The 18,702-nt window shown below is 67.1% G+C and carries 14 protein-coding genes; 9 read left to right on the forward strand and 5 right to left on the reverse strand.

What is annotated here, in order from left to right; all coding sequences use genetic code 11:
• Nucleotides 1-136 precede the first annotated feature (136 nt).
• Nucleotides 137-955 carry an acyl-CoA thioesterase gene (locus tag BRAS3809_RS12760; protein ID WP_008962509.1) on the forward strand — a complete coding sequence of 273 codons (819 nt, stop codon included), beginning with the start codon at nucleotides 137-139 and terminating at the stop codon, nucleotides 953-955.
• A gap of 247 nt (nucleotides 956-1,202) precedes the next feature.
• Here the strand turns inward: BRAS3809_RS12760 and BRAS3809_RS12765 are convergent, their stop codons facing one another.
• The 3 genes from BRAS3809_RS12765 to BRAS3809_RS12775 form a co-directional block, all read right to left on the reverse strand.
• Nucleotides 1,203-2,816 (reverse strand): phosphoenolpyruvate carboxykinase, encoded by a 1,614-nt coding sequence (locus BRAS3809_RS12765; protein ID WP_008962510.1) that lies wholly within the window; start codon nucleotides 2,814-2,816, stop codon nucleotides 1,203-1,205.
• A gap of 253 nt (nucleotides 2,817-3,069) precedes the next feature.
• Nucleotides 3,070-5,658, reverse strand: a complete 2,589-nt coding sequence (locus tag BRAS3809_RS12770; protein WP_008962511.1) for a CHAT domain-containing tetratricopeptide repeat protein — start codon at nucleotides 5,656-5,658, stop codon at nucleotides 3,070-3,072.
• A 224-nt stretch (nucleotides 5,659-5,882) separates the two neighbouring features.
• On the reverse strand, nucleotides 5,883-6,611 hold the full coding sequence (locus BRAS3809_RS12775) for a HugZ family pyridoxamine 5'-phosphate oxidase (protein ID WP_008962512.1): 729 nt from the start codon (nucleotides 6,609-6,611) through the stop codon (nucleotides 5,883-5,885).
• A 217-nt stretch (nucleotides 6,612-6,828) separates the two neighbouring features.
• On the opposite strand from BRAS3809_RS12775, the gene BRAS3809_RS12780 reads away from it, so the two are divergent.
• The 5 genes from BRAS3809_RS12780 (at nucleotide 6,829) to BRAS3809_RS12800 (ending at nucleotide 10,911) form a co-directional block, all read left to right on the forward strand.
• Nucleotides 6,829-7,530 carry a response regulator transcription factor gene (locus BRAS3809_RS12780; RefSeq protein ID WP_006611449.1) on the forward strand — a complete coding sequence of 234 codons (702 nt, stop codon included), beginning with the start codon at nucleotides 6,829-6,831 and terminating at the stop codon, nucleotides 7,528-7,530.
• Nucleotides 7,531-7,731: 201 nt separating this feature from the next.
• Nucleotides 7,732-9,531, forward strand: a complete 1,800-nt coding sequence (locus BRAS3809_RS12785; RefSeq protein WP_008962514.1) for a sensor histidine kinase — start codon at nucleotides 7,732-7,734, stop codon at nucleotides 9,529-9,531.
• A complete protein-coding gene (locus BRAS3809_RS12790) occupies nucleotides 9,528-9,980 on the forward strand; it encodes an HPr kinase/phosphorylase (protein WP_008962515.1) in 453 nt (150 codons plus the stop codon). The genes BRAS3809_RS12785 and BRAS3809_RS12790 overlap by 4 nt, the downstream gene beginning before the upstream one ends.
• A gap of 203 nt (nucleotides 9,981-10,183) precedes the next feature.
• Entirely contained in the window at nucleotides 10,184-10,585 is a 402-nt protein-coding gene (locus BRAS3809_RS12795) for a PTS sugar transporter subunit IIA (RefSeq protein WP_006611446.1), read from the forward strand.
• Complete coding sequence (locus BRAS3809_RS12800) at nucleotides 10,582-10,911, forward strand: HPr family phosphocarrier protein (RefSeq protein ID WP_008962517.1); 330 nt, start codon at nucleotides 10,582-10,584, stop codon at nucleotides 10,909-10,911. Before BRAS3809_RS12795 ends, BRAS3809_RS12800 begins: the two co-directional genes overlap by 4 nt.
• 131 nt (nucleotides 10,912-11,042) lie before the next feature.
• Here the strand turns inward: BRAS3809_RS12800 and BRAS3809_RS12805 are convergent, their stop codons facing one another.
• A complete protein-coding gene (locus BRAS3809_RS12805) occupies nucleotides 11,043-12,647 on the reverse strand; it encodes a glycosyltransferase family 39 protein (RefSeq protein WP_008962518.1) in 1,605 nt (534 codons plus the stop codon).
• Between the two features lie 116 nt (nucleotides 12,648-12,763).
• Here BRAS3809_RS12805 and lepA point away from each other — a divergent pair, with 116 nt between their 5' ends.
• Complete coding sequence (gene lepA, locus BRAS3809_RS12810) at nucleotides 12,764-14,575, forward strand: translation elongation factor 4 (RefSeq protein ID WP_035656214.1); 1,812 nt, start codon at nucleotides 12,764-12,766, stop codon at nucleotides 14,573-14,575.
• Between the two features lie 373 nt (nucleotides 14,576-14,948).
• Entirely contained in the window at nucleotides 14,949-16,916 is a 1,968-nt protein-coding gene (locus tag BRAS3809_RS12815) for a methyl-accepting chemotaxis protein (protein ID WP_008962520.1), read from the forward strand.
• Nucleotides 16,917-17,105: 189 nt separating this feature from the next.
• On the opposite strand, the gene BRAS3809_RS12820 is transcribed toward BRAS3809_RS12815, so the two are convergent.
• On the reverse strand, nucleotides 17,106-17,501 hold the full coding sequence (locus tag BRAS3809_RS12820; RefSeq protein WP_008962521.1) for a rhodanese-like domain-containing protein: 396 nt from the start codon (nucleotides 17,499-17,501) through the stop codon (nucleotides 17,106-17,108).
• 97 nt (nucleotides 17,502-17,598) lie between these two features.
• Between BRAS3809_RS12820 and ftrA the strand changes: the two genes are divergently transcribed.
• Nucleotides 17,599-18,582, forward strand: coding sequence for a transcriptional regulator FtrA (ftrA, locus tag BRAS3809_RS12825; RefSeq protein WP_008962522.1), 984 nt, complete (start codon nucleotides 17,599-17,601; stop codon nucleotides 18,580-18,582).
• The last annotated feature ends 120 nt before the right edge of the window (nucleotides 18,583-18,702 follow it).

Here is an 18,702-nt window from a genome sequence, read left to right on the forward strand (position 1 = left end):
CCGGCAGGTCCGCTCGCGGCTGCTATCGGCGCAAGTCGTCGCTCCACTCCCATCAATGACCTGTGACGTCATTGCGAGTCTGGCCGAATTGCATCTGACCTGACGGTCATCATACGATGATCGTCAGGAGAAGCGCATGACCGACACGCCACCGATTCATCTGTTCGACGAAGCCACCCGCATCACGGCCGGCGACAGCCGCTGGGAGGGGCGGACCAGCCCGGACTACTGGGCCTTCGTCGGTCCGTTCGGCGGTGTCACCGCGGCGACCGTGCTGCGCGCGCTGATCGAGCATCCGCAGATCATGGGCGATCCGCTGGCGGTGACGGTCAACTATTGCGCGCCGATTGCGGAGGGGCCGTTCGATCTCGACGTGCGGCTGGTGAAGGCCAACCGCTCGTCGCAGCATTGGTGCGTCGAGCTGAGCCAGGGTGATGCGGATGCGGCGACGCTGGCGACCGCCGTCTTCGCCGAGCGGCGGCCGTCCTGGTCGCACCAGCCGGCGGCCAAGCCGGACGCGCCGCCATTCGATCAGGTCAAGCGCTATCCCGATGCCGGAATGTCCTGGACGAAACAATACGACTTCCGCTTCGTGGAAGGACGTCCGGACTTCGGCAGCCGCTCGTACGAGCCGCGCAGCGCCTACTCGCGGCTATGGATCTCCGACCGCAAGCCGCGCAAGCTGGATTGTTTGTCGCTGCTGTCGATGTCGGACGCGTTCTTCGGCCGCGCGTTCCATGTCCGCGGCGAACTGATCCCGTTCGGCACGGTGTCGCTGACGACCTATTTCCACGTCAGCCGCGAGGAGCTGGCGGCCGAGGACATCACCCACGTGCTGGCCACGGCGGATGCCAAGGTGTTCAACCGCAGCTATCAGGACCAGCATGGCGAGCTGTGGTCGCCGTCCGGCCGCCTGCTCGCGACGACGACGCAGATCGCGTATTTCAAGGCGTGAAAGCCCGAGACGGCGCTCAGCAAAGGATGTCGTCCCGGCCTCCGAGCCGGGACCCATAACCACCGTCCGGAGTTTTGCGAACGCTGGAGCCGCCGTCCCGTTTCAACCACGCAGTCCTGTGGTTATGGGTCCCGGCTCAAGGCCGGGACGACAGCGGTGGGTTTTGCGCGACCTCGGCCTATCCGCGCTTTGGCGCAGAGACAAAGGGTCAGCCGCAGAGCGGCTGATCCTTTGAGCTTGCAGAGCCCTACTCTGCCGCCAGCTTGACGTCCGGGGCGGCGGCGCGGACGTCGGCGTCGACCTGGGCTTCGAACTTGGCGAAGTTCTTCTGGAACATGCCGACCAGAGCGCGCGCGGTCTTGTCGAACTCGGCCTTGTCCTTCCAGGTGTTGACCGGATCGAGGATCTCGCTCGGCACGCCCGGCAGCGCGGTCGGCACCGCGAAGCCGAAATATTTGTCGGTGCGGAACTCGACATTGCGAAGCGAGCCGTCGAGCGCGGCCGTCAGCAGCGCGCGCGTCACCTTGATCGGCATGCGCGAGCCGGTGCCGTACTTGCCGCCGGTCCAGCCGGTGTTGACCAGCCAGCAGTCGACATTGTGGTCGGCGATCAGCTGCCGCAGCATGTTGCCGTACACCGAGGGGTCGAGCGGCAGGAACGGCGAGCCGAAGCAGGTCGAGAACTCCGGCTGCGGCTCGGAGCCCAGGCCGCGCTCGGTGCCGGCGACCTTGGCGGTGTAGCCGGACAGGAAGTGATACATCGCCTGCGCCGGTGACAGCTTGGCGATCGGCGGCAGCACGCCGAAGGCATCGGCGGCGAGCATCACCACGTTCTTCGGATGCGGCGCGCGGCCGGTGCGCGAGGCGTTCGGGATGTAGTCAAGCGGATAGGCCGAACGGGTGTTCTCGGTCTTCGAGCCGTCGTCGAAATCCGGAACGCGGCTGTCCTCGTCGAGCACCACGTTCTCGAGCACCGCGCCAAAACGGTTCGACGCGGCGAAGATCTGCGGCTCGGCCTCCTGCGAGAGCTTGATGCACTTGGCGTAGCAGCCGCCCTCGAAGTTGAACACGCCGGACGGACCCCAGCCGTGCTCGTCGTCGCCGATCAAGGTGCGGTTCGGATCGGCCGACAGCGTCGTCTTGCCGGTGCCGGACAGGCCGAAGAAGATCGCGGTGTCGCCGTGCGGGCCGACATTGGCCGAGCAGTGCATCGGCATCACGCCGCGCGCGGGCAGGTAGTAGTTGAGCGTGGTGAACACGCTCTTCTTCATCTCGCCGGCATAATACGACCCGCCGATCAGCACGATCTTGCGGGCGAAATCGATCGCGACCACGTTCTGCGAGCGCACGCCGTGCCGCATCGGATCGGCGCGGAAGCTCGGCATGTCGATGATCGTCAGCTCCGGCACGAAGGTGTCGAGCTCGATCGTCTCGGGGCGGATTAGAAGCGTGCGGATGAACAGCGAGTGCCAGGCAAGTTCGGTGAACACGCGCGTCTTGATGCGGAAGGCGGGATCGGCGCCGCCATAGAGATCCTGCGCGAACAGGGTCTTGCCTTCGGCGTGCTTGATGAAATCCTGATACAGCGCCTCGAACTGCTCCGGCGTGATCGACTGGTTGCCGGCCCACCACATCTTCTCGGTGGAGGCATCGCGCACCGTGAACTTGTCCTTCGGGCTGCGACCGGTGAATTCGCCCGTATCCGCGCACAGCGCTCCGTCGGCAGACAGCGTGGCCTCACCGGCCGCCAGCGAATACTGATAGAGCTGGGGCGCGCCGAGATTCCAATGCACCTGCTTGAGATTCTTTAAGCCGAACTTGTCGGCACCGAAGGCACCGTTGCGAATACCCGTTTCTTGCACGAAGATCCCTCCTGAGAGCCCGCATCAGTTGCGCGAAATTCGTGGCGCAGCGCGCGGTGACCGTTACCGTTTACATCGCCTGTCCAAGCGCGGTCGCCGACCTAATACTGATCAACGCTGGTCTTGCCAAGACGATCCGGTCGAATTGGTTATTGCCAACAGCTTGATGCACGTAGCTCATTTTTCGCGCGGCGCTGCTCATCCCAGCAGCAGACTTCGGCGCGCCGCGACATGCTGCAACGCAACAAAAGCATCAGCGCATTTCGGTTTCGCCGAGCAGCACGAATGGCGCCCAAACCGAAGGATACGCGCTGTCAGGCGAAGATTGATCATCGAGGAGCGCCAGCATGGCCTGACGCACGGCTTCGCTGCGTCCCATCGTCGGATGCTCTTTCAGCCGGCGGAACGTATCGGTCATGAGCCGCGTTGCCGCCGCCGAGTCGACCGCCCAATGCGTCACCAGCAGGGCCCGCGCACCGGCATAGATGAACGCGCGCGCGAGGCCGGAGAGCGCCTCCGCGCCAGGCTTGTCGCCGGCAATGGTGTTACAGGCCGACAGCACGACAAAATCGGCATTGAGCTTGAGCTGCGCCACCTCGCTGGCCGTGAGCAATCCATCGTCGAGCGCCGACGGCGACGCGGGAATGCTGAGCGCCAGCGACGGTTCGGCGAGACCTTTGACATCGCCTGCGACCAGACCGTGGGTGGCGAAATAGACGATGCGGTAGTCCGCGAGCGGCGCGCGCTTGACCGTCGTTTCGCTCGCGTCGACGCCGACATGCAGGTCCGACGCCGGCGCACCGAGATCGCTCGCGACGGCGTTCAGCTCGTCGGCGGTATCGGGCAGTTGAGCGAGCGCGCGCGCAAGCTGGCCGCGGTCGACGCCGGCACCGCGCCAGAAATCGGTATAGGCCAGGGTCGCGACGCTGCGCGAGGCTTGCTGTGTCGCGGTTCGGCGCGGCCCCGCGGCGAGCGCGGGATCGAAGACGGGATCACCGAAGCCGACCATCGGCTTGCCGCCGCGATCGACCCGTGGCGCGCCGCGCAGCGCCTTGAGGCTGCCGAGCGACGGCAGCACAGCGATGGCGTGCCGCCGCAGCAGCCAGGCGGCATCGCGGTACCCGGCAGCGGTCGCGGGCACCGGCTCCGCAGGCGGCGCGGTCACCAGCAGATGAAACGGCAGCGCGGTCAGCGGGCCCGCCGGCACGATCAGCAGGCTCCGCTTGTCCTTGATGAGAGCTTCGACCGGCCCCAGCAGCGCTGTGTACAGTTCATGCGCGACGTCGAGATGGAACGCGCGGGCGCCGTCCCCGCCGTCCTGGGACGCACCGGGTGCAAGCCCGCGGCGAAAGCGCATGACGCGCCGCGCCAGCGCGTCGCCGCCGACAGGGATCTGCTGCCAGTCGAACCGGTCGCGCGTGATGGCGAGCACGAACGAGGCGTCGTCGACGAGCGCGAACGCGACCAGCGCCTCGTCCTCGGCCAGCAGCGGCTGGATTTCGCGGAGCTTCAGCGGCAGTGGATTCGACAGCGCCGCATAGTCCGGAAACTCCTTCGCCAGCATCGCGCGCAGGCTGGCGCGCTCGGCGATGACGGCCGCGAGCCGCGTCTTGTCGCGCGCCTCGGCGGCCAGATCGCGCTGGCCCGCGGGGCGCGACACCGCGGCGATCAGTCCCTTGTCGAGCGCGTCATTCGCCGCCGCGAGGTCCTGGTCCTTGCGCACCAGCTCTGCGAGCCGGTCATTGCCGGCGGCGAGCCGCACCGCGAGCTTGTCCACGGCCGCGGCGGCCTGCGACTGCGCGCTGCGCTGGATGACGTCGATGGCGGCATCGAACGCCGGCCCTGCCGGCATGCCGCCATCGCGCGCGGCCGCAAACAGCACCGGCAGCGCCACCTTCGGCTGCGCCTGCCCGCGCTGAACGGCACGGTCGACCAGCAGCAAGGCGTCGGCGTTGCGGCCGGCGGCGAGGTACAGTCCGGCGAGATTGTTCATCGCCACGACCGCATCCGGATGGTCGGGACCGAGTGCCCGCTCGCGGATCGCCCGCGCGCGAACGAACAACGGCTCGGCGTCCTCGTAGCGCTGCTGACGCTGCTTCAGATCGGCGAGATTGTTCAGCGAGCGCGCGACGTCGGGATGGTCGGCGCCGAGCAGCTTCTCGCGGATGGCGAGCGATTGCCGGATCAGCGGCTCGGCTTCGTCGAAACGTCCGTCGCTCTTGGTGAGCTGGCCGAGATTGTTGAGCAGGGTCGCGACCGGCGCGCTGTCGGCGCCGGCGGCCTTGCGATAGATCACGAGCGCGCGCTTGAACAGCGGCTCGGCCTCACGGTGCCGCTCCTGGCGCTCGTACAGCGTCGCCAGATTGTTGAGCGCCTGGCCGACATCGGGATGACCGCCCCCGAGCGCCTTCTCGCGGATCGCCAGCGCCCGGACGAACAGCGGCTCGGCTTCGGCATAGCGCTGCTGGCGCTGATACAGCGCCGCGAGATTGTTCAGGGCGGGCGCGATCTCGACGCTGTCGAGCCCGAGCGCGGCCTCGTAGAGCGATATTGCGCGCTTGTCGACCGGCTCGGCCTCGGCATCGCGGCCGAGCGAGGCGAGCACCTGGCCGAGATTGGTGAGGGCCGCCGCGAGGTCGCGCTTGTTGGTCGTGGTCTCGAGCCGCGCCACCATCGCCTGCGCCAGCGGCAGCGCCTCGCGGTATTGGCCGGCGCGGCTGAGCGCGATGATGCGCCCGCTCTCGGCGGCGAGGTCGGTCTTCTGGGCGAGGCTTGGCTGGATCTGCGCACTGCTGATCAGCGCGGCGCCGATCGCGATTGCCAAGCGCTTGCAGTTACGCATCGTCAGATCTCCGCCAAGGACGAAGACTTGGTCGCGGCGCCGCGGGTGGGCGTTCAAGCGAACGCGCCGGCCCAGGAGAGCTGCGCGGCGAAGATGAGCTTCGACCATTCCCTCGGCGTCACCGCGAGCACAGTGCGCTGCCTCGCCCCGTTCTTACCGGGAGAGGGAGCGCACCGTCCGAGATGCGGCGGATCCAATTCGACGACCCGCGACGGGACTAACTATTAGTTCTTCGCCCGCGCTTCATCGGCCAGCCGCACCAGCATCTTGCGCAAGGCGCCCGGCGTGGCGACGCGCTCGGGGAAATCCAGCCGCAGCGTCTTGCCGTCGGCCATCAGGTCGAGTCCGTCGGGATCGCAGCCGGAGCAGCGCCACTCGGCGGCTTCGGCACCCAGCAGCTTGGTGGCGTAGAGGCCGAGCGCGTCGCGATGATCCTCGTTCATGTGATCGACGGCGCCCTGTTCCGCGGCCAGCAGATCGGCTGCGTCTGATATATCGGTGAGGAACTGCTCCGGCTTGAGATCGACGATGCGGCCGAAGCCGGCGACGAGATGCGTGCCTGCGGGACGGATGACGAAGAACGAGAAGTCGGCGAAATCGGCGTAGTCGGCGGCCGACGGATGCGCATTGAGATACCGACGACGCAGGCTGTCCTTGTTCTCATCAGTTGCCTGCTCGGCCCGTCCCGACAGCATGATGCGCGCGCCTTCGAGCGGATCGCCGGGCGCGCGTTCATCGAGCATCAGCGAGACGCGCGAATCGGCGAGGATGTTCTTGGTGTGCACGGCCAATCGCGAGATCAGGATGGTCGGAGCACCATCCGGCGCGGTGGCGACGTTCACGAGGGAGCAGTACGGATCGCCCGAACCCGCCATCAAGGTTGCGAGCGCGCCCTGCCGGCTTCGGCGCAGCAGGGACCGCGTGACGTGGTTAGGGTTAAAGCTCGGGGTCATCGTCTTTCCCTCGTCCATCCAGTTGCAATGAAGGCCTTTTTTCGGCTAAACGGGCCACAAACCAGGGCGCGACACAAGACTTTGCCATGGTATTTGTGGAACTCGGTCACACTTCAGCCCAGCTTGCATTGCTCGTTGACCATGTTCGAAGCCCAAATACGCGGCCCTTATCTTGATTCTCGAAGTCTCGGCGTAACCAGACTCTGAAAGCAGGCTCATGCCCACAATCGCCTTGGTCGATGACGACCGTAACATTCTGACATCCGTCTCCATCGCGCTCGAGGCCGAGGGTTACCGGATCATGACCTACACCGATGGTGCGTCGGCCCTCGACGGTTTTCGGACCAGCCAGCCTGACCTCGCCATCCTCGACATCAAGATGCCGCGCATGGACGGCATGGAGACGTTGCGGCGGCTGCGTCAGAAGTCCGACCTGCCGGTGATCTTCCTCACCTCCAAGGACGAGGAGATCGACGAGCTGTTCGGGCTCAAGATGGGGGCGGACGACTTCATCCGCAAACCGTTCTCGCAGCGCCTGCTGGTCGAGCGCGTCAAGGCCGTGCTGCGCCGCTCGCAGCCGAAGGATCCGACGGCGCTGCCGAAGGAGAACGACGCCAAGGCGCTGGACCGCGGCCTGCTGCGCATGGATCCGGAGCGTCACACCTGCACCTGGAAGAACGAGCCGGTCACGCTGACGGTCACCGAGTTCCTGATCCTGCAGGCGCTGGCGCAGCGTCCGGGCGTGGTCAAGAGCCGCAACGCGCTGATGGACGCGGCCTATGACGATCAGGTCTATGTCGACGACCGCACCATCGACAGCCACATCAAGCGGCTGCGCAAGAAGTTCAAGATGGTCGACGAGGAGTTCGAGATGATCGAGACCCTCTACGGCGTCGGCTATCGCTTCAAGGAAACCTGACACTCCCGCGGGGCGGCGTCATGCGAATTTGAGCGCTGACGTCGCAGACGGGATTGGATACACTGCGACGCCTGCGCGGTTGTTCGCGCGCAGATGCCGGAACGGGGCCTTTGTTGCGGCTGACTTGCGTGCGGCGAATGTGAAGTTCGATCAGGACGGCGCCGCACATGCCTTGCAACATTCGGAAGCGGAGCACTCACATTGCTCGATCGCACGCATCCTGACCCGGGCCTGAACACCGAGGCGTCCGTCACCTCCGAGGTGGGGGACGACACCCCGCAGGTGTCCGCCTGGCAGCGTCCGGCGAGCTGGCTGCGCCGCGCCGGACAGTTCCTGTTCGCGCTGTCGTTCTCGAGCCTGACCCGGCGCATCGTCTCGCTGAACATTGCCGGCCTGCTCGCGCTGGTTGCAAGCATTCTCTATCTGTCGCAGTTCCGCGCCGGCCTGATCGATGCGCGGGCGCAGAGCCTGCTGGTCCAGGCGGAGATCATCGCCGGCGCCATCGCGGCCTCGGCGACGGTGCAGACCAACACCATCACCATCGACCCCGAACGGCTGCTCGACCTCAAGCCGGGCGAGAGCTACGGCGCCCCGGACGAATATTCGCCGCTCGACTTCCCGATCAATCCCGAGCGCGTAGCGCCGGTGCTGCGCACGTTGATCTCGCCGACCAAGACGCGGGCGCGCATCTACGATCCCAATGGCGGGCTGCTGCTCGACAGCCGCAATCTCGAGAATGTGCTGCGCTTCGACCTGCCGCCGCCGTCGAGCGAGAAGCCGGGCTTCGTCGAGCGCGCGCTGATCTCGGTGCGCACCTGGCTCAATCGCGGCGACCTGCCGCTGTACCGCGAATACGGTCCCGAGAACGGCAACGGCTACGAAGAGGTGTCGGACGCGCTGAAGGGCCAGAAGCGCAGCATGGTGCGGGTGAACTCGCGCGGCGAGGTGATCGTCTCGGTCGCGGTCTCGGTGCAGCGCTCGCGCACCATCCATGGCGCACTGATGCTGTCGACGCAGGGCGACGACATCGACCAGATGGTCACCGCCGAGCGTCTCGCGATCCTGAAGGTCGGCGGCGTGGCCTCCGCCGTCATGATCGTGCTGTCGCTGCTGCTCGCCAGCACCATCGCGGGTCCGGTGCGCCGGCTGGCCGACAGCGCCGAGCGGGTCCGCCGCCGCATCAAGACCCGCGTCGAGATTCCCGATTTCACCCGCCGCCGCGACGAGATCGGCCATCTCTCCGGCGCGCTGCGCGACATGACAGACGCGCTCTACAACCGCATCGAGGCGATCGAGATGTTCGCCGCCGACGTCGCCCACGAGCTGAAGAACCCGCTCACCTCGCTGCGCTCGGCGGTCGAGACCCTGCCGCTGGCGCGCAACGACAACAGCCGCGCCCGCCTGCTCGCCGTGATCGAGCACGACGTCAAGCGGCTCGACCGGCTGATCTCCGACATTTCCGACGCCAGCCGGCTCGATGCCGAGCTGCAGCGCCAGGACATGACGCTGGTCGACCTGCGGCGCCTCCTGAACACGCTGACCTCGGTCGCCAACGAGACCAAGAAGAACGGCACCGACGTTGCCGTCGATGTCCGCTTCGAGGGTCGCGGCACGAGCGACACCTTCTCGGTGCCGGGCCATGATTCGCGGCTCGGCCAGGTCATCTCCAACCTGCTGTCGAACGCCCAATCGTTCTCGGCGGCCGGCGGCAAGGTTCGAATCACCTGCCGGCGCGTCCGCTCCGAGATCGAGATCATGGTGGACGATGACGGCCCGGGCATCCGCGAGGACGCCCTGCAGCGCATCTTCGAGCGCTTCTACACCGATCGCCCGCACCAGGGATTTGGCCAGAATTCCGGCCTGGGCCTGTCGATCTCCAAGCAGATCATCGACGCCCATGGCGGACGGATCTGGGCCGAGAACCGGCCCGGCCCGGTCGATGCCGAGGGCAATCCGACGGTCGCCGGCGCGCGCTTCATCGTCCGGCTTCCGGCGTCGTGAACGCCGGCACCGCCAGCATCCATGCCTCCGCCGTCCGGGTCGGGAACCATGCGGTGCTGATCCGCGGCCCGTCGGGCTCCGGCAAGTCGCGGCTCGCCTTCGATCTGATTCTCGCCGGACGCGCCGGGCAGATCCCGCCGGCCGTTCTGGTCGGCGACGACCGTGTTCATCTCGCCACACGCGGCGGAGAAATGTGGGTCAGCCCCGCCCCCCGGCTCGCCGGTCTGATCGAGATTCGCGGCCTCGGCATCCGCGCCTGCGACCACGTGTCCGAGGCGCCGATCGGTCTCATTGTCGATTTGATGGCGGCCGATGCGGCGCGTTTGCCGCCCCGCGATGCGCTACGCTGGCGCGAAAACGGTATCGAATTGCCGCGGATACCGGTGGGGCAGGGCTACGAGCCCCTGCCGCTGGTTGTGGCTGCGCTAACCACGACCGAGAGTTCATGACCCGGTAATCTTTCGGCCAATTGTGTGAAGCGAATTGCTAACCATATCACCCCCACTATCGGCGCCCGATCGACCGCCGCCAGCTCCCCTGCCCTGCGCCTGAATCCGGGAGAATCGCGAATGTGCCCTCTTGCGCGGGGGCTCCGGATGGTCAAAGTGGCGCGTTCGTGCGGTGCACCCAAGGCGCCCGCGAGGAGTATCCGATGATTGGCCTGGTATTGGTGACCCATGGGCGCCTCGCCGACGAGTTCCGAGCGGCGCTCGAACACGTCATGGGTCCTCAAAAACAAATCGAAGCGGTCACGATTGGCGCCGACGATGATTCCGATCTCTGTCGCAGCGACATCATCGAAGCCGTGAACCGTGTGGACACCGGCGACGGGGTCGCCATCCTCACCGACATGTTCGGCGGCACGCCGTCGAACCTCGCGATCTCCTGCATGAGCCGGCCCAAGGTCGAGGTGCTCGCGGGCATCAACCTGCCCATGCTGGTCAAGCTCGCCAAGGTGCGCGAGGAGCGCTCGCTGCCGGACGCCATCGCGATGGCGCAGGAGGCGGGCCGGAAGTACGTCACCATCGCCAGCCGGGTGCTTGCCGGAAAATGAGCGACGAGGACGCGCCGCAGGACAATATCGCCGGGCCGGCCGTGCCCGCCGACGCGATGTCGCGGGAGCTCCTGATCACCAACAAGCGCGGCCTGCATGCGCGGGCCTCGGCGAAGTTCGTCCAGATGGTCGAGAAGTTCCAGGCCGAGGTCTGGGTCACCCGCGGCGGCGAGACCGTCGGCGGCCGCTCGATCATGGGCCTGATGATGCTGGCGGCCGCGCCCGGGACGAAGATCCTGGTGTCGGCGAAAGGCCCCGAAGCCGAAGCCGCGCTGCAGGCGATCACCGACCTGGTGAACGACAAGTTCCACGAAGAAGGCGTGTGACCACGAACTCGTCATTCCGGGGCGCGCGCAGCGCGAACCCGGAATCTCGAGCTGAGGCACGACGTCGCAAAACAATCTCGGGATTCCGGGTTCGCCGCTGACGCGGCGCCCCGGAATGACGCCGCGGTTCGCTACCTTCCCGGCCCCTGAATATACACCTTCCAAACGATTGCAGGGCCCGCCAGGCCGTGGAAGAAGCGCTGGGTGGTCATGACCAGCGGCTCGGCGTGGGGCGCCTGCTTGGCCATCCAGGCCTCGCAGGACGCGATGCGGTTGTCGGTGGTGTCGCAGACGCCGATGAAGCCGTCGCGCTTGAGGTCGTCCAGCGTGCTCAGGCCCGAGCCCCAGGTCTCCTCCGCCGTATAGGGCACCGTGAACGGCCGCGGGTGGTCCGGGCTGTAGAAGGTCATCGGCGTGTTCATCTCGGAGAAGCCGGCGACATGCGGCCAGGCGGTGCCGAATCGGGCGTGCCAGGCCTGGGTCAGCTGCTGCGCCAGTTGCGACCGCGCGCCATAGCCGGTGACGCCGTTCGGATTGGCGGCCATTTCGCGCCGGGCGATCCAGGGCGAAGCGGCCAAGGTGAGCAGCGACAGCACCAGCCAGACGGCGGCGAGCCGCGGCAGCATGATCAGGCGCAGCCGCAGCGCGGGGATCGCCACCAGGGCCAGCGGCACCAGGAAGAACAGCGAGATGCCCCAATCGGTCTTCATGTAGATGGTGAAGGCGAGGCCGCCGAGCGGCGGTCCGACCGCGACGATCGCCTGCACCCACCAGACGTTGATGGCCTGTCCCACATTGACGCCGGGATTGGGCCCGCGCCGCCAGTTGTGGAACGCAAAGCGCGGCGGCCAGGCCAGCACCAGCGCCGCCAGCGCCACCGGCAGCGCGAGCAGCGCGAGATTGTGGCCGGCATAGCCGAGCACGAGCTCGGCCGCCCGCCCGCGGTCCGACAGCGAATAGACGTCGCCCGCATAGGTCAGCGGCACGAAATGGACCTGCCACAGCCACACCAGATGCGGGATCATCGCGACCAGCATCGTGACGATGCCGACCCAGGGCGCCGGCGAGGCCAGGAAGCGCAGCCGCTCGGGATGCAGCAGCGCTGCCAGCCCGATGGCGCCGATCATCGTCAGCACCCAATATTTGGTCATCATCGCGGCGGCGCCGGCGAGACCGAGCCAGATGCCGGACACGACGCTGCGCTTCTCGAAGGCGGTCAGATAGGCCAGCATCAGCAGCGGCAAGGTCAGGAGCTGCAGCAGGTCGGGGTTGTATTTGAAACCCTTGAAATTGAAGATCGGGTACAGCGCGACCATCACCACGACGAAGAACGCCCGGCGACGGTCGACCACCTTGAGACTTGCCAGCCAGATCACGACCAGGCCGCTGCCGTTGACCGCCATCGCCAGCGCATAGGTCGCCCAATCCTTGACCGGAAACACCGAGAACCACAGCCCGGCGATCCAGCCCGACAGCGGCGGGTGCTTGCCGTAGCCGAGCAGGAAGCGGCTGCCCCAGGCATAGGCCTCGGCGACATCCATGTGGATGTCCTGGGCCGCCTTCAGACGGGTCAGGATCGCCGTCCACAGCACGGCGTGGACGAATGCAAACGCGATGACGGCCCAGACCGAGCTCGCGGGCGCGGTGGCGCGGGCGGCCAGCCAGGCGGCCAGACGCTGCGGTCCGAGGCGGTGGCGCGGGCGGGCCGCCGGATGCGGCAGGGAGGTACTCGACATCAGCCCTCGGTAGCCTGTTTTCGGCGCACAGGGAATCAGCTTGGCGTGAAGAAAGGCCCTGGAAATTCAGCAATATGGTTGCTGGTCAGGCGCCCTTGATGCTATTTGCGCGACCCATGACGACCGTCCCCATTCCCAACATCCGCAACTTCTCCATCGTCGCCCATATCGACCATGGAAAGTCCACGCTCGCCGACCGCCTGATCCAGATGACCGGCGGATTGTCGGACCGCGAGATGGCGGGCAAGGAGCAGGTGCTCGATTCCATGGACATCGAGCGCGAGCGCGGCATCACCATCAAGGCGCAGACCGTGCGCCTGCAATACCGCGCCAAGGACGGCAAGGATTACATCTTCAACCTGATGGACACGCCCGGCCACGTCGACTTCGCTTATGAAGTGTCGCGGTCGCTGGCGGCCTGCGAGGGCTCGCTGCTGGTGGTCGACGCCAGCCAGGGCGTCGAGGCGCAGACGCTCGCCAACGTCTACCAGGCGCTCGACAACAACCACGAGATCGTCCCGGTCCTCAACAAGATCGACCTGCCGGCCGCCGAGCCGGACAAGATCAAGCAGCAGATCGAGGACGTCATCGGCATCGACGCCTCCGACGCCGTGATGATCTCGGCCAAGACCGGCCTCGGCATTCCCGATGTGCTGGAAGCCATCGTCACCCGCCTGCCGCCGCCGAAGGGCGACCGCGACGCGACCCTGAAGGCGCTGCTGGTCGACAGCTGGTACGACGTCTATCTCGGCGTCGTCGTGCTCGTGCGCATCGTCGACGGTGTGATGAAGAAGGGCCAGCGCATCCGCATGATGGGCACGGGCGCGGCCTATGACGTCGAGCGTGTCGGCTTCTTCACCCCGAAGATGCAGCAGGTCGACGAGCTCGGCCCCGGCGAGGTCGGCTTCATCACCGCCGCGATCAAGGAAGTCGCCGACACCCGCGTCGGCGACACCATCACCGACGACCGCAAGCCGGTGTCGGAGATGCTGCCGGGCTTCAAGCCGGCGATCCCCGTCGTGTTCTGCGGCCTGTTCCCGGTCGACGCCGACGACTTCGAGACTCTCCGCGCGGCGATGGGCAAGCTCCGGCTCAACGACGCCAGCTTCTCGTTCGAGATGGAGACCTCCGCCGCGCTCGGCTTCGGCTTCCGCTGCGGCTTCCTCGGCCTGCTGCACCTCGAGATCATCCAGGAGCGGCTGTCCCGCGAGTTCGATCTCAACCTGATCGCGACGGCACCTTCGGTCATCTACAAGATGAAGCTGACCGACGGCGAGGAGATCGAGATCCACAACCCGGTCGACATGCCGGACGTGGTCAAGATCGCCGAGATCCAGGAGCCGTGGATCGAGGCCACCATCCTGACCCCCGACGAATATCTCGGCAGCGTGCTGAAGCTCTGCCAGGACCGCCGCGGCAATCAGAAGGAGCTCACCTATGTGGGCAGCCGCGCCATGGTCAAATACGACCTGCCGCTCAACGAGGTCGTGTTCGACTTCTACGACCGGCTGAAATCGGTCTCCAAAGGCTACGCCTCGTTCGACTATCATCTGACCGACTACAAGCCGGCCGACCTCGTGAAGATGCAGATCCTCGTCAACAACGAGCCGGTCGACGCGCTGTCGATGCTGGTGCACCGGACCCGCGCCGAAGGCCGCGGCCGCGCCATGGTCGAGAAGATGAAGGACCTGATCCCACCGCACATGTTCCAGATCCCGATCCAGGCGGCGATCGGCGGCAAGGTGATCGCGCGCGAGACGGTGCGCGCGCTGCGCAAGGACGTCACCGCGAAGTGCTACGGCGGCGACATCACCCGCAAGCGCAAGCTTCTCGAGAAGCAGAAGGAAGGCAAGAAGAAGATGCGGCAGTTCGGCAAGGTCGACATCCCGCAGGAAGCCTTCATCGCCGCGCTCAAGGTCGACAGCTGAGGGTCAGACCGCTTCCTGCTCTACCGACCTCATGGCGATCGCACAGTGAGACTGCTAGGCGCGACGAGCCATCTCGCCGATGAGTTGCTCCGTCGTGCCCGGGCTTGTCCCGCCTGCGCGGCCGAAGCCGCTTCGGCGCGGCGAAGGCCCGGGCATCCACGTGGTTCTCCACGTGCGGAACGACGTGGATGGCCGGGACAACCCTGAACAAGCCCGGCCATGACGACGTCGTGACGGAAGAGCGCCACACTTCGATCCACCGGAAAACTGAACGACAAGCGCACTCGTGGGAATTCGTGCGCCCGTAAATCTACGGTATCTGTTCCTTAACGGTATTCTGGGACCTTGCTGCAAAGCAAGGAATGCCCCCCCGATGTCCCGTTTCCGGTCGATCTCCGCCCGCCTCATCATCGCGCTGTCGCTCACCGTCGCGATTGCCTGTGCCGTGCTCGGCACGTTCTCGGTCATCCAGCAGCGCGCGCTGACGCGGCTGGCGCTGGAGCAGCAGCTCAAGCTGCAGTTCGACAGCGTCTCGGCCGGCATCGACTATGAGGGGCGCGCGGCGCTGGCGGTGAGCTCGACCTTGGCGGCGCTGCCGCCGGTCGCCGACGCCTATCTGAAGGGCGACCGCGACGCGCTCGGCGCGCTGCTCGGCGGCGCGATGCCGCTCTTGAAGGCGCAAGGCATTCCGCTGGTGAACGTATGGGCGCCGCCGGCCACCAACTTCTACCGCGTGCATGAGCCGAAGGTGTTCGGCGACGACACCTCCAAGCGGCGCATCACGGTGGTGCAGGCGAACCAGACCGCCAGGCAGATCGCCGGCGTCGAGCAGAGCCGGCTGTCGCTCGGCATCTTCGGCATGACGCCGATCATGCGCGACGGCAAGGCGATCGCCACCGTCGACGTCGGCGCCGCGTTCGGCAAGGAGTTCGTCGACCGCGCCAAGCAGCGCTTCGGCATCGATCTCGCGGTGTACTGGATAAACGACGGCGAGCCGAAGCGGCTGTCTTCGACGTTCGGCGACGATGTCGTCGCCACGCCGGAGGAGGTGCTCGCGGTGTTCAAGGGCGCGCCGCTGCAGCGTGACGCGACGCTCGCCGGCCGGCCCGCCGCCGTCTATGTCGGCCAGATCCGCAACTATGCCGGCGATCCCGTTGCCGTGCTCGAGCTGATCAAGGACACCACCGCCTATGAGGCCGCCGCCGCCAGCGCGCAGCAGCAGCTGATCGTCGGCACCCTGGTGATCCTGCTGCTCGCCATCATCGTCGCGCTGTTCGTCGCCCGCGGCATCTCGCGTCCGCTGGTCGCGATCACCGCCGTGATGCACCAGCTGTCGAGCGGCGACACCGAGGTCGCGATCCCCGGCGGCGCGCGCAAGGACGAGCTCGGCACCATGGCACAGGCCGTCGACGTGTTCCGCCGCAACATGATCGAGACCGCGAGCCTGCGCGACGCGCAGGAAGCCAGCCAGCAGCAGGCCGAACGCGACAAGCAGGCGCTGCAGCGGCAGATGGCCGACCGCTTCGAGGCCGACGTCAAGGGCGTGGTCTCGGCCGTCGCGAAAGCGACCGCGGACATGGAGCGCGTCGTCCAGGAGATCACGGTCAGCGTCAACGGCACCTCGCAGCGCACGGCGGCGGCGGCAGCCGCCTCGGAGGAAGCCTCGAGCGGCGTCTCCACGGTGGCCGCGGCGTCGGAGGAGCTCGCCTCTTCGGTGACCGAGATCGGCCGGCAGGTCGCGCATTCGAGCAAGGTGGCCGATGGCGCCGTGGTCAAGGCGCGGCAGACCACCGAGATGGTCGGCAGCCTGGCCGCCGCCGCCGAGAAGATCGGCGACGTGCTGCGCCTGATCGACGCGATCGCCAGCCAGACCAATCTGCTGGCGTTGAATGCGACGATCGAGGCGGCGCGCGCAGGCGAAGCGGGACGCGGCTTCGCGGTCGTGGCTGCCGAGGTCAAGGAACTGGCCGGGCAGACCGCCAAGGCCACCGAGGAGATCGCAGGCCAGGTCACCTCGATCCAGGCCGCGACTTCGGACTGCGTCACCGCGATCGGCGGCATCAGCGCCACGATCCAGGAGATCAGCGGCATCGCCGCGACGATCGCGGCCGCCGTCGAGCAGCAGGGCTCGGCAACGCGCGAGATCGCGCGCAGCGTCCAGCAGGCCGCCTCCGGCACCGCCGAGGTGTCGCAGAACGTCGTCGGCGCCAGCGACGCCGCCGAACAGTCGCGCCAGCTCGCCGACCACGTGATGGTGGCGACGCGCGACCTCGGCAAGCGCGCAGGCGAGCTGTTCAAGAGCGTCGACACGTTCCTCGCCGGCTTGCGCAAGGCGGCGTAGCGATTGGTGCCAACGCTGCGAGCCCAAAGAACCGGTGTCGTCCCGGCCTTGAGCCGGGACCCATACACCGTGTCGCCTGAGGTGAAGCACGGCTGTAGCTCCAGGTCGCTCTAATTCGGCCGTCGGTGTTTTTGGGTCCCGGCTCAAGGCCGGGACGACACTTTTGATGACGCGAGAGCCGGGCTGCGCTCAATCGTCCGCCGTCAGCGCAAAGCCCTCGTCGAGCCAGCCGGTGATGCCGCCGATCATCATCTTCACGGGAAGCCCGAGCCGGGCGAGGCGGATGGCGGCGCGGGTGGCGCCGTTGCAGTGGGGGCCGGCGCAGTAGGCCACGAAGGTCGTCTCGCGCGGATACGCCGCCATCCGCTCCGCCGTCATGGTCCGGTGCGGAATGTTCAGGGCGCCGGCAATGTGGCCCTTGGCGAACGAGGACGGACCGCGCACGTCCACGAGGATGAAATCCGGCTTGCTGCGCAGGCTTTCGTGCACGTCCCAGCAATCGGTCTCGTAGGCCAGCATCGCCTCGAAATGCGCCAGCGCCCGCGCTGATGGCGCTGCGGGTACTTCGGTGACATGGGAGGTCATGGTCTCTCCTGCGACGTTGCGTGAGCGGCGCCAGTCTCGCGCGCAACCGCCCGCGACCCAAGTGACGGATCCGACAAAGTCCGGTAAGTTTCCGCCAATGCCACGACGTGCCCCCCAGCCCCGCGATCCCGGCCTCGTCGCCGTCATCACCTATGACGGGCTGTGCACGTTCGAGTTCGGCATCGCCGTCGAAGTGTTCGGACTGCCGCGGCCGGAATTCGACTTCCCCTGGTATCGGTTCAAGGTCGTCTCGGCGGAGGGAAAGCGGTCGCGCGCGATCGGCGGCATCGTCGTCGAAGCCGATGCTCCGCTGGCGCGGCTGAAGGACGCGCGCACGATCATCGTGCCGGGCTGGCGCGACCGCAACGAACGGCCGCCGGAGCGGCTGCTGCACGCGATCGCACAGGCCTCCGCGCGCGGCGCGCGCTGCCTGTCGATCTGCTCCGGCGTGTTCGTGCTGGCGGCGGCCGGGCTGCTCGACGGCCGGCGCGCGACCACGCATTGGCGGCACATGCCCGACCTCAAGCGGCTCTATCCGCGCATTTCGATCGAGGAGGACACGCTCTATGTCGACGAGGGCGACGTCATCACCTCGGCTGGCAGCGCCGCCGGCATCGACGCCTGCCTGCATCTGGTGCGACGCGACTTCGGCAGCAAGGTCGCCAATGCCGTGGCGCGGCGCCTGGTGATGCCGCCGCATCGCGACGGCGGCCAGGCGCAATATGTGATCGCACCGGTCCAGGCGCGGCCGGGACGCGCGATCGGCGAGGTGATGGACTGGGCGCGCGCCCGGCTGGCGCAACCGATCGCGATCAGCGCAATGGCGAGGCGCGCGGGGATGAGCGAGCGGACTTTCCTGCGGCGCTTCCACGAGAGCACGGGCGCCGGCCCCGCGGCCTGGCTGCAGCAGCAGCGCATGTCACGCGCACGGGAGCTGCTGGAGAGCGGCGCGCTGCCGCTGGCGGACGTCTCGGCGCAATGCGGCTACCAGTCGCTCGAAACCTTCCGCGTCGCCTTCCGCCGCAGCATCGGCACATCGCCAGCCGCGTATCGCGCACGGTTCAGAAGCAGCATGTCCTGATGTCGGCGATCGACCAAAACACGACAAGTGAGCGCAACAAGCGAACTGCCAATTAGTTACTCGTCATGCCCGGGCTTGTCCCGGGCATCTACGTCGTCCCTCCAGGCGCGGCTCGACGTG

Source organism: Bradyrhizobium sp. STM 3809, from assembly GCF_000239795.1.
Classification (GTDB): Bacteria; Pseudomonadota; Alphaproteobacteria; order Rhizobiales; family Xanthobacteraceae; genus Bradyrhizobium.

Excerpts from the sequence above, each read along its gene's own strand:
- lepA (WP_035656214.1), top strand. The coding sequence starts at position 12,764 with ATGACGACCGTCCCCATTCCCAACATCCGCAACTTCTCCATCGTCGCC.
- BRAS3809_RS12800 (WP_008962517.1), top strand. The coding sequence starts at position 10,582 with ATGAGCGACGAGGACGCGCCGCAGGACAATATCGCCGGGCCGGCCGTG.
- BRAS3809_RS12795 (WP_006611446.1), top strand. The coding sequence starts at position 10,184 with ATGATTGGCCTGGTATTGGTGACCCATGGGCGCCTCGCCGACGAGTTC.
- BRAS3809_RS12815 (WP_008962520.1), top strand. The coding sequence starts at position 14,949 with ATGTCCCGTTTCCGGTCGATCTCCGCCCGCCTCATCATCGCGCTGTCG.
- BRAS3809_RS12820 (WP_008962521.1), bottom strand. The coding sequence starts at position 17,501 with ATGACCTCCCATGTCACCGAAGTACCCGCAGCGCCATCAGCGCGGGCG.
- BRAS3809_RS12775 (WP_008962512.1), bottom strand. The coding sequence starts at position 6,611 with ATGACCCCGAGCTTTAACCCTAACCACGTCACGCGGTCCCTGCTGCGC.
- ftrA (WP_008962522.1), top strand. The coding sequence starts at position 17,599 with ATGCCACGACGTGCCCCCCAGCCCCGCGATCCCGGCCTCGTCGCCGTC.
- BRAS3809_RS12780 (WP_006611449.1), top strand. The coding sequence starts at position 6,829 with ATGCCCACAATCGCCTTGGTCGATGACGACCGTAACATTCTGACATCC.
- BRAS3809_RS12770 (WP_008962511.1), bottom strand. The coding sequence starts at position 5,658 with ATGCGTAACTGCAAGCGCTTGGCAATCGCGATCGGCGCCGCGCTGATC.
- BRAS3809_RS12760 (WP_008962509.1), top strand. The coding sequence starts at position 137 with ATGACCGACACGCCACCGATTCATCTGTTCGACGAAGCCACCCGCATC.
- BRAS3809_RS12805 (WP_008962518.1), bottom strand. The coding sequence starts at position 12,647 with ATGTCGAGTACCTCCCTGCCGCATCCGGCGGCCCGCCCGCGCCACCGC.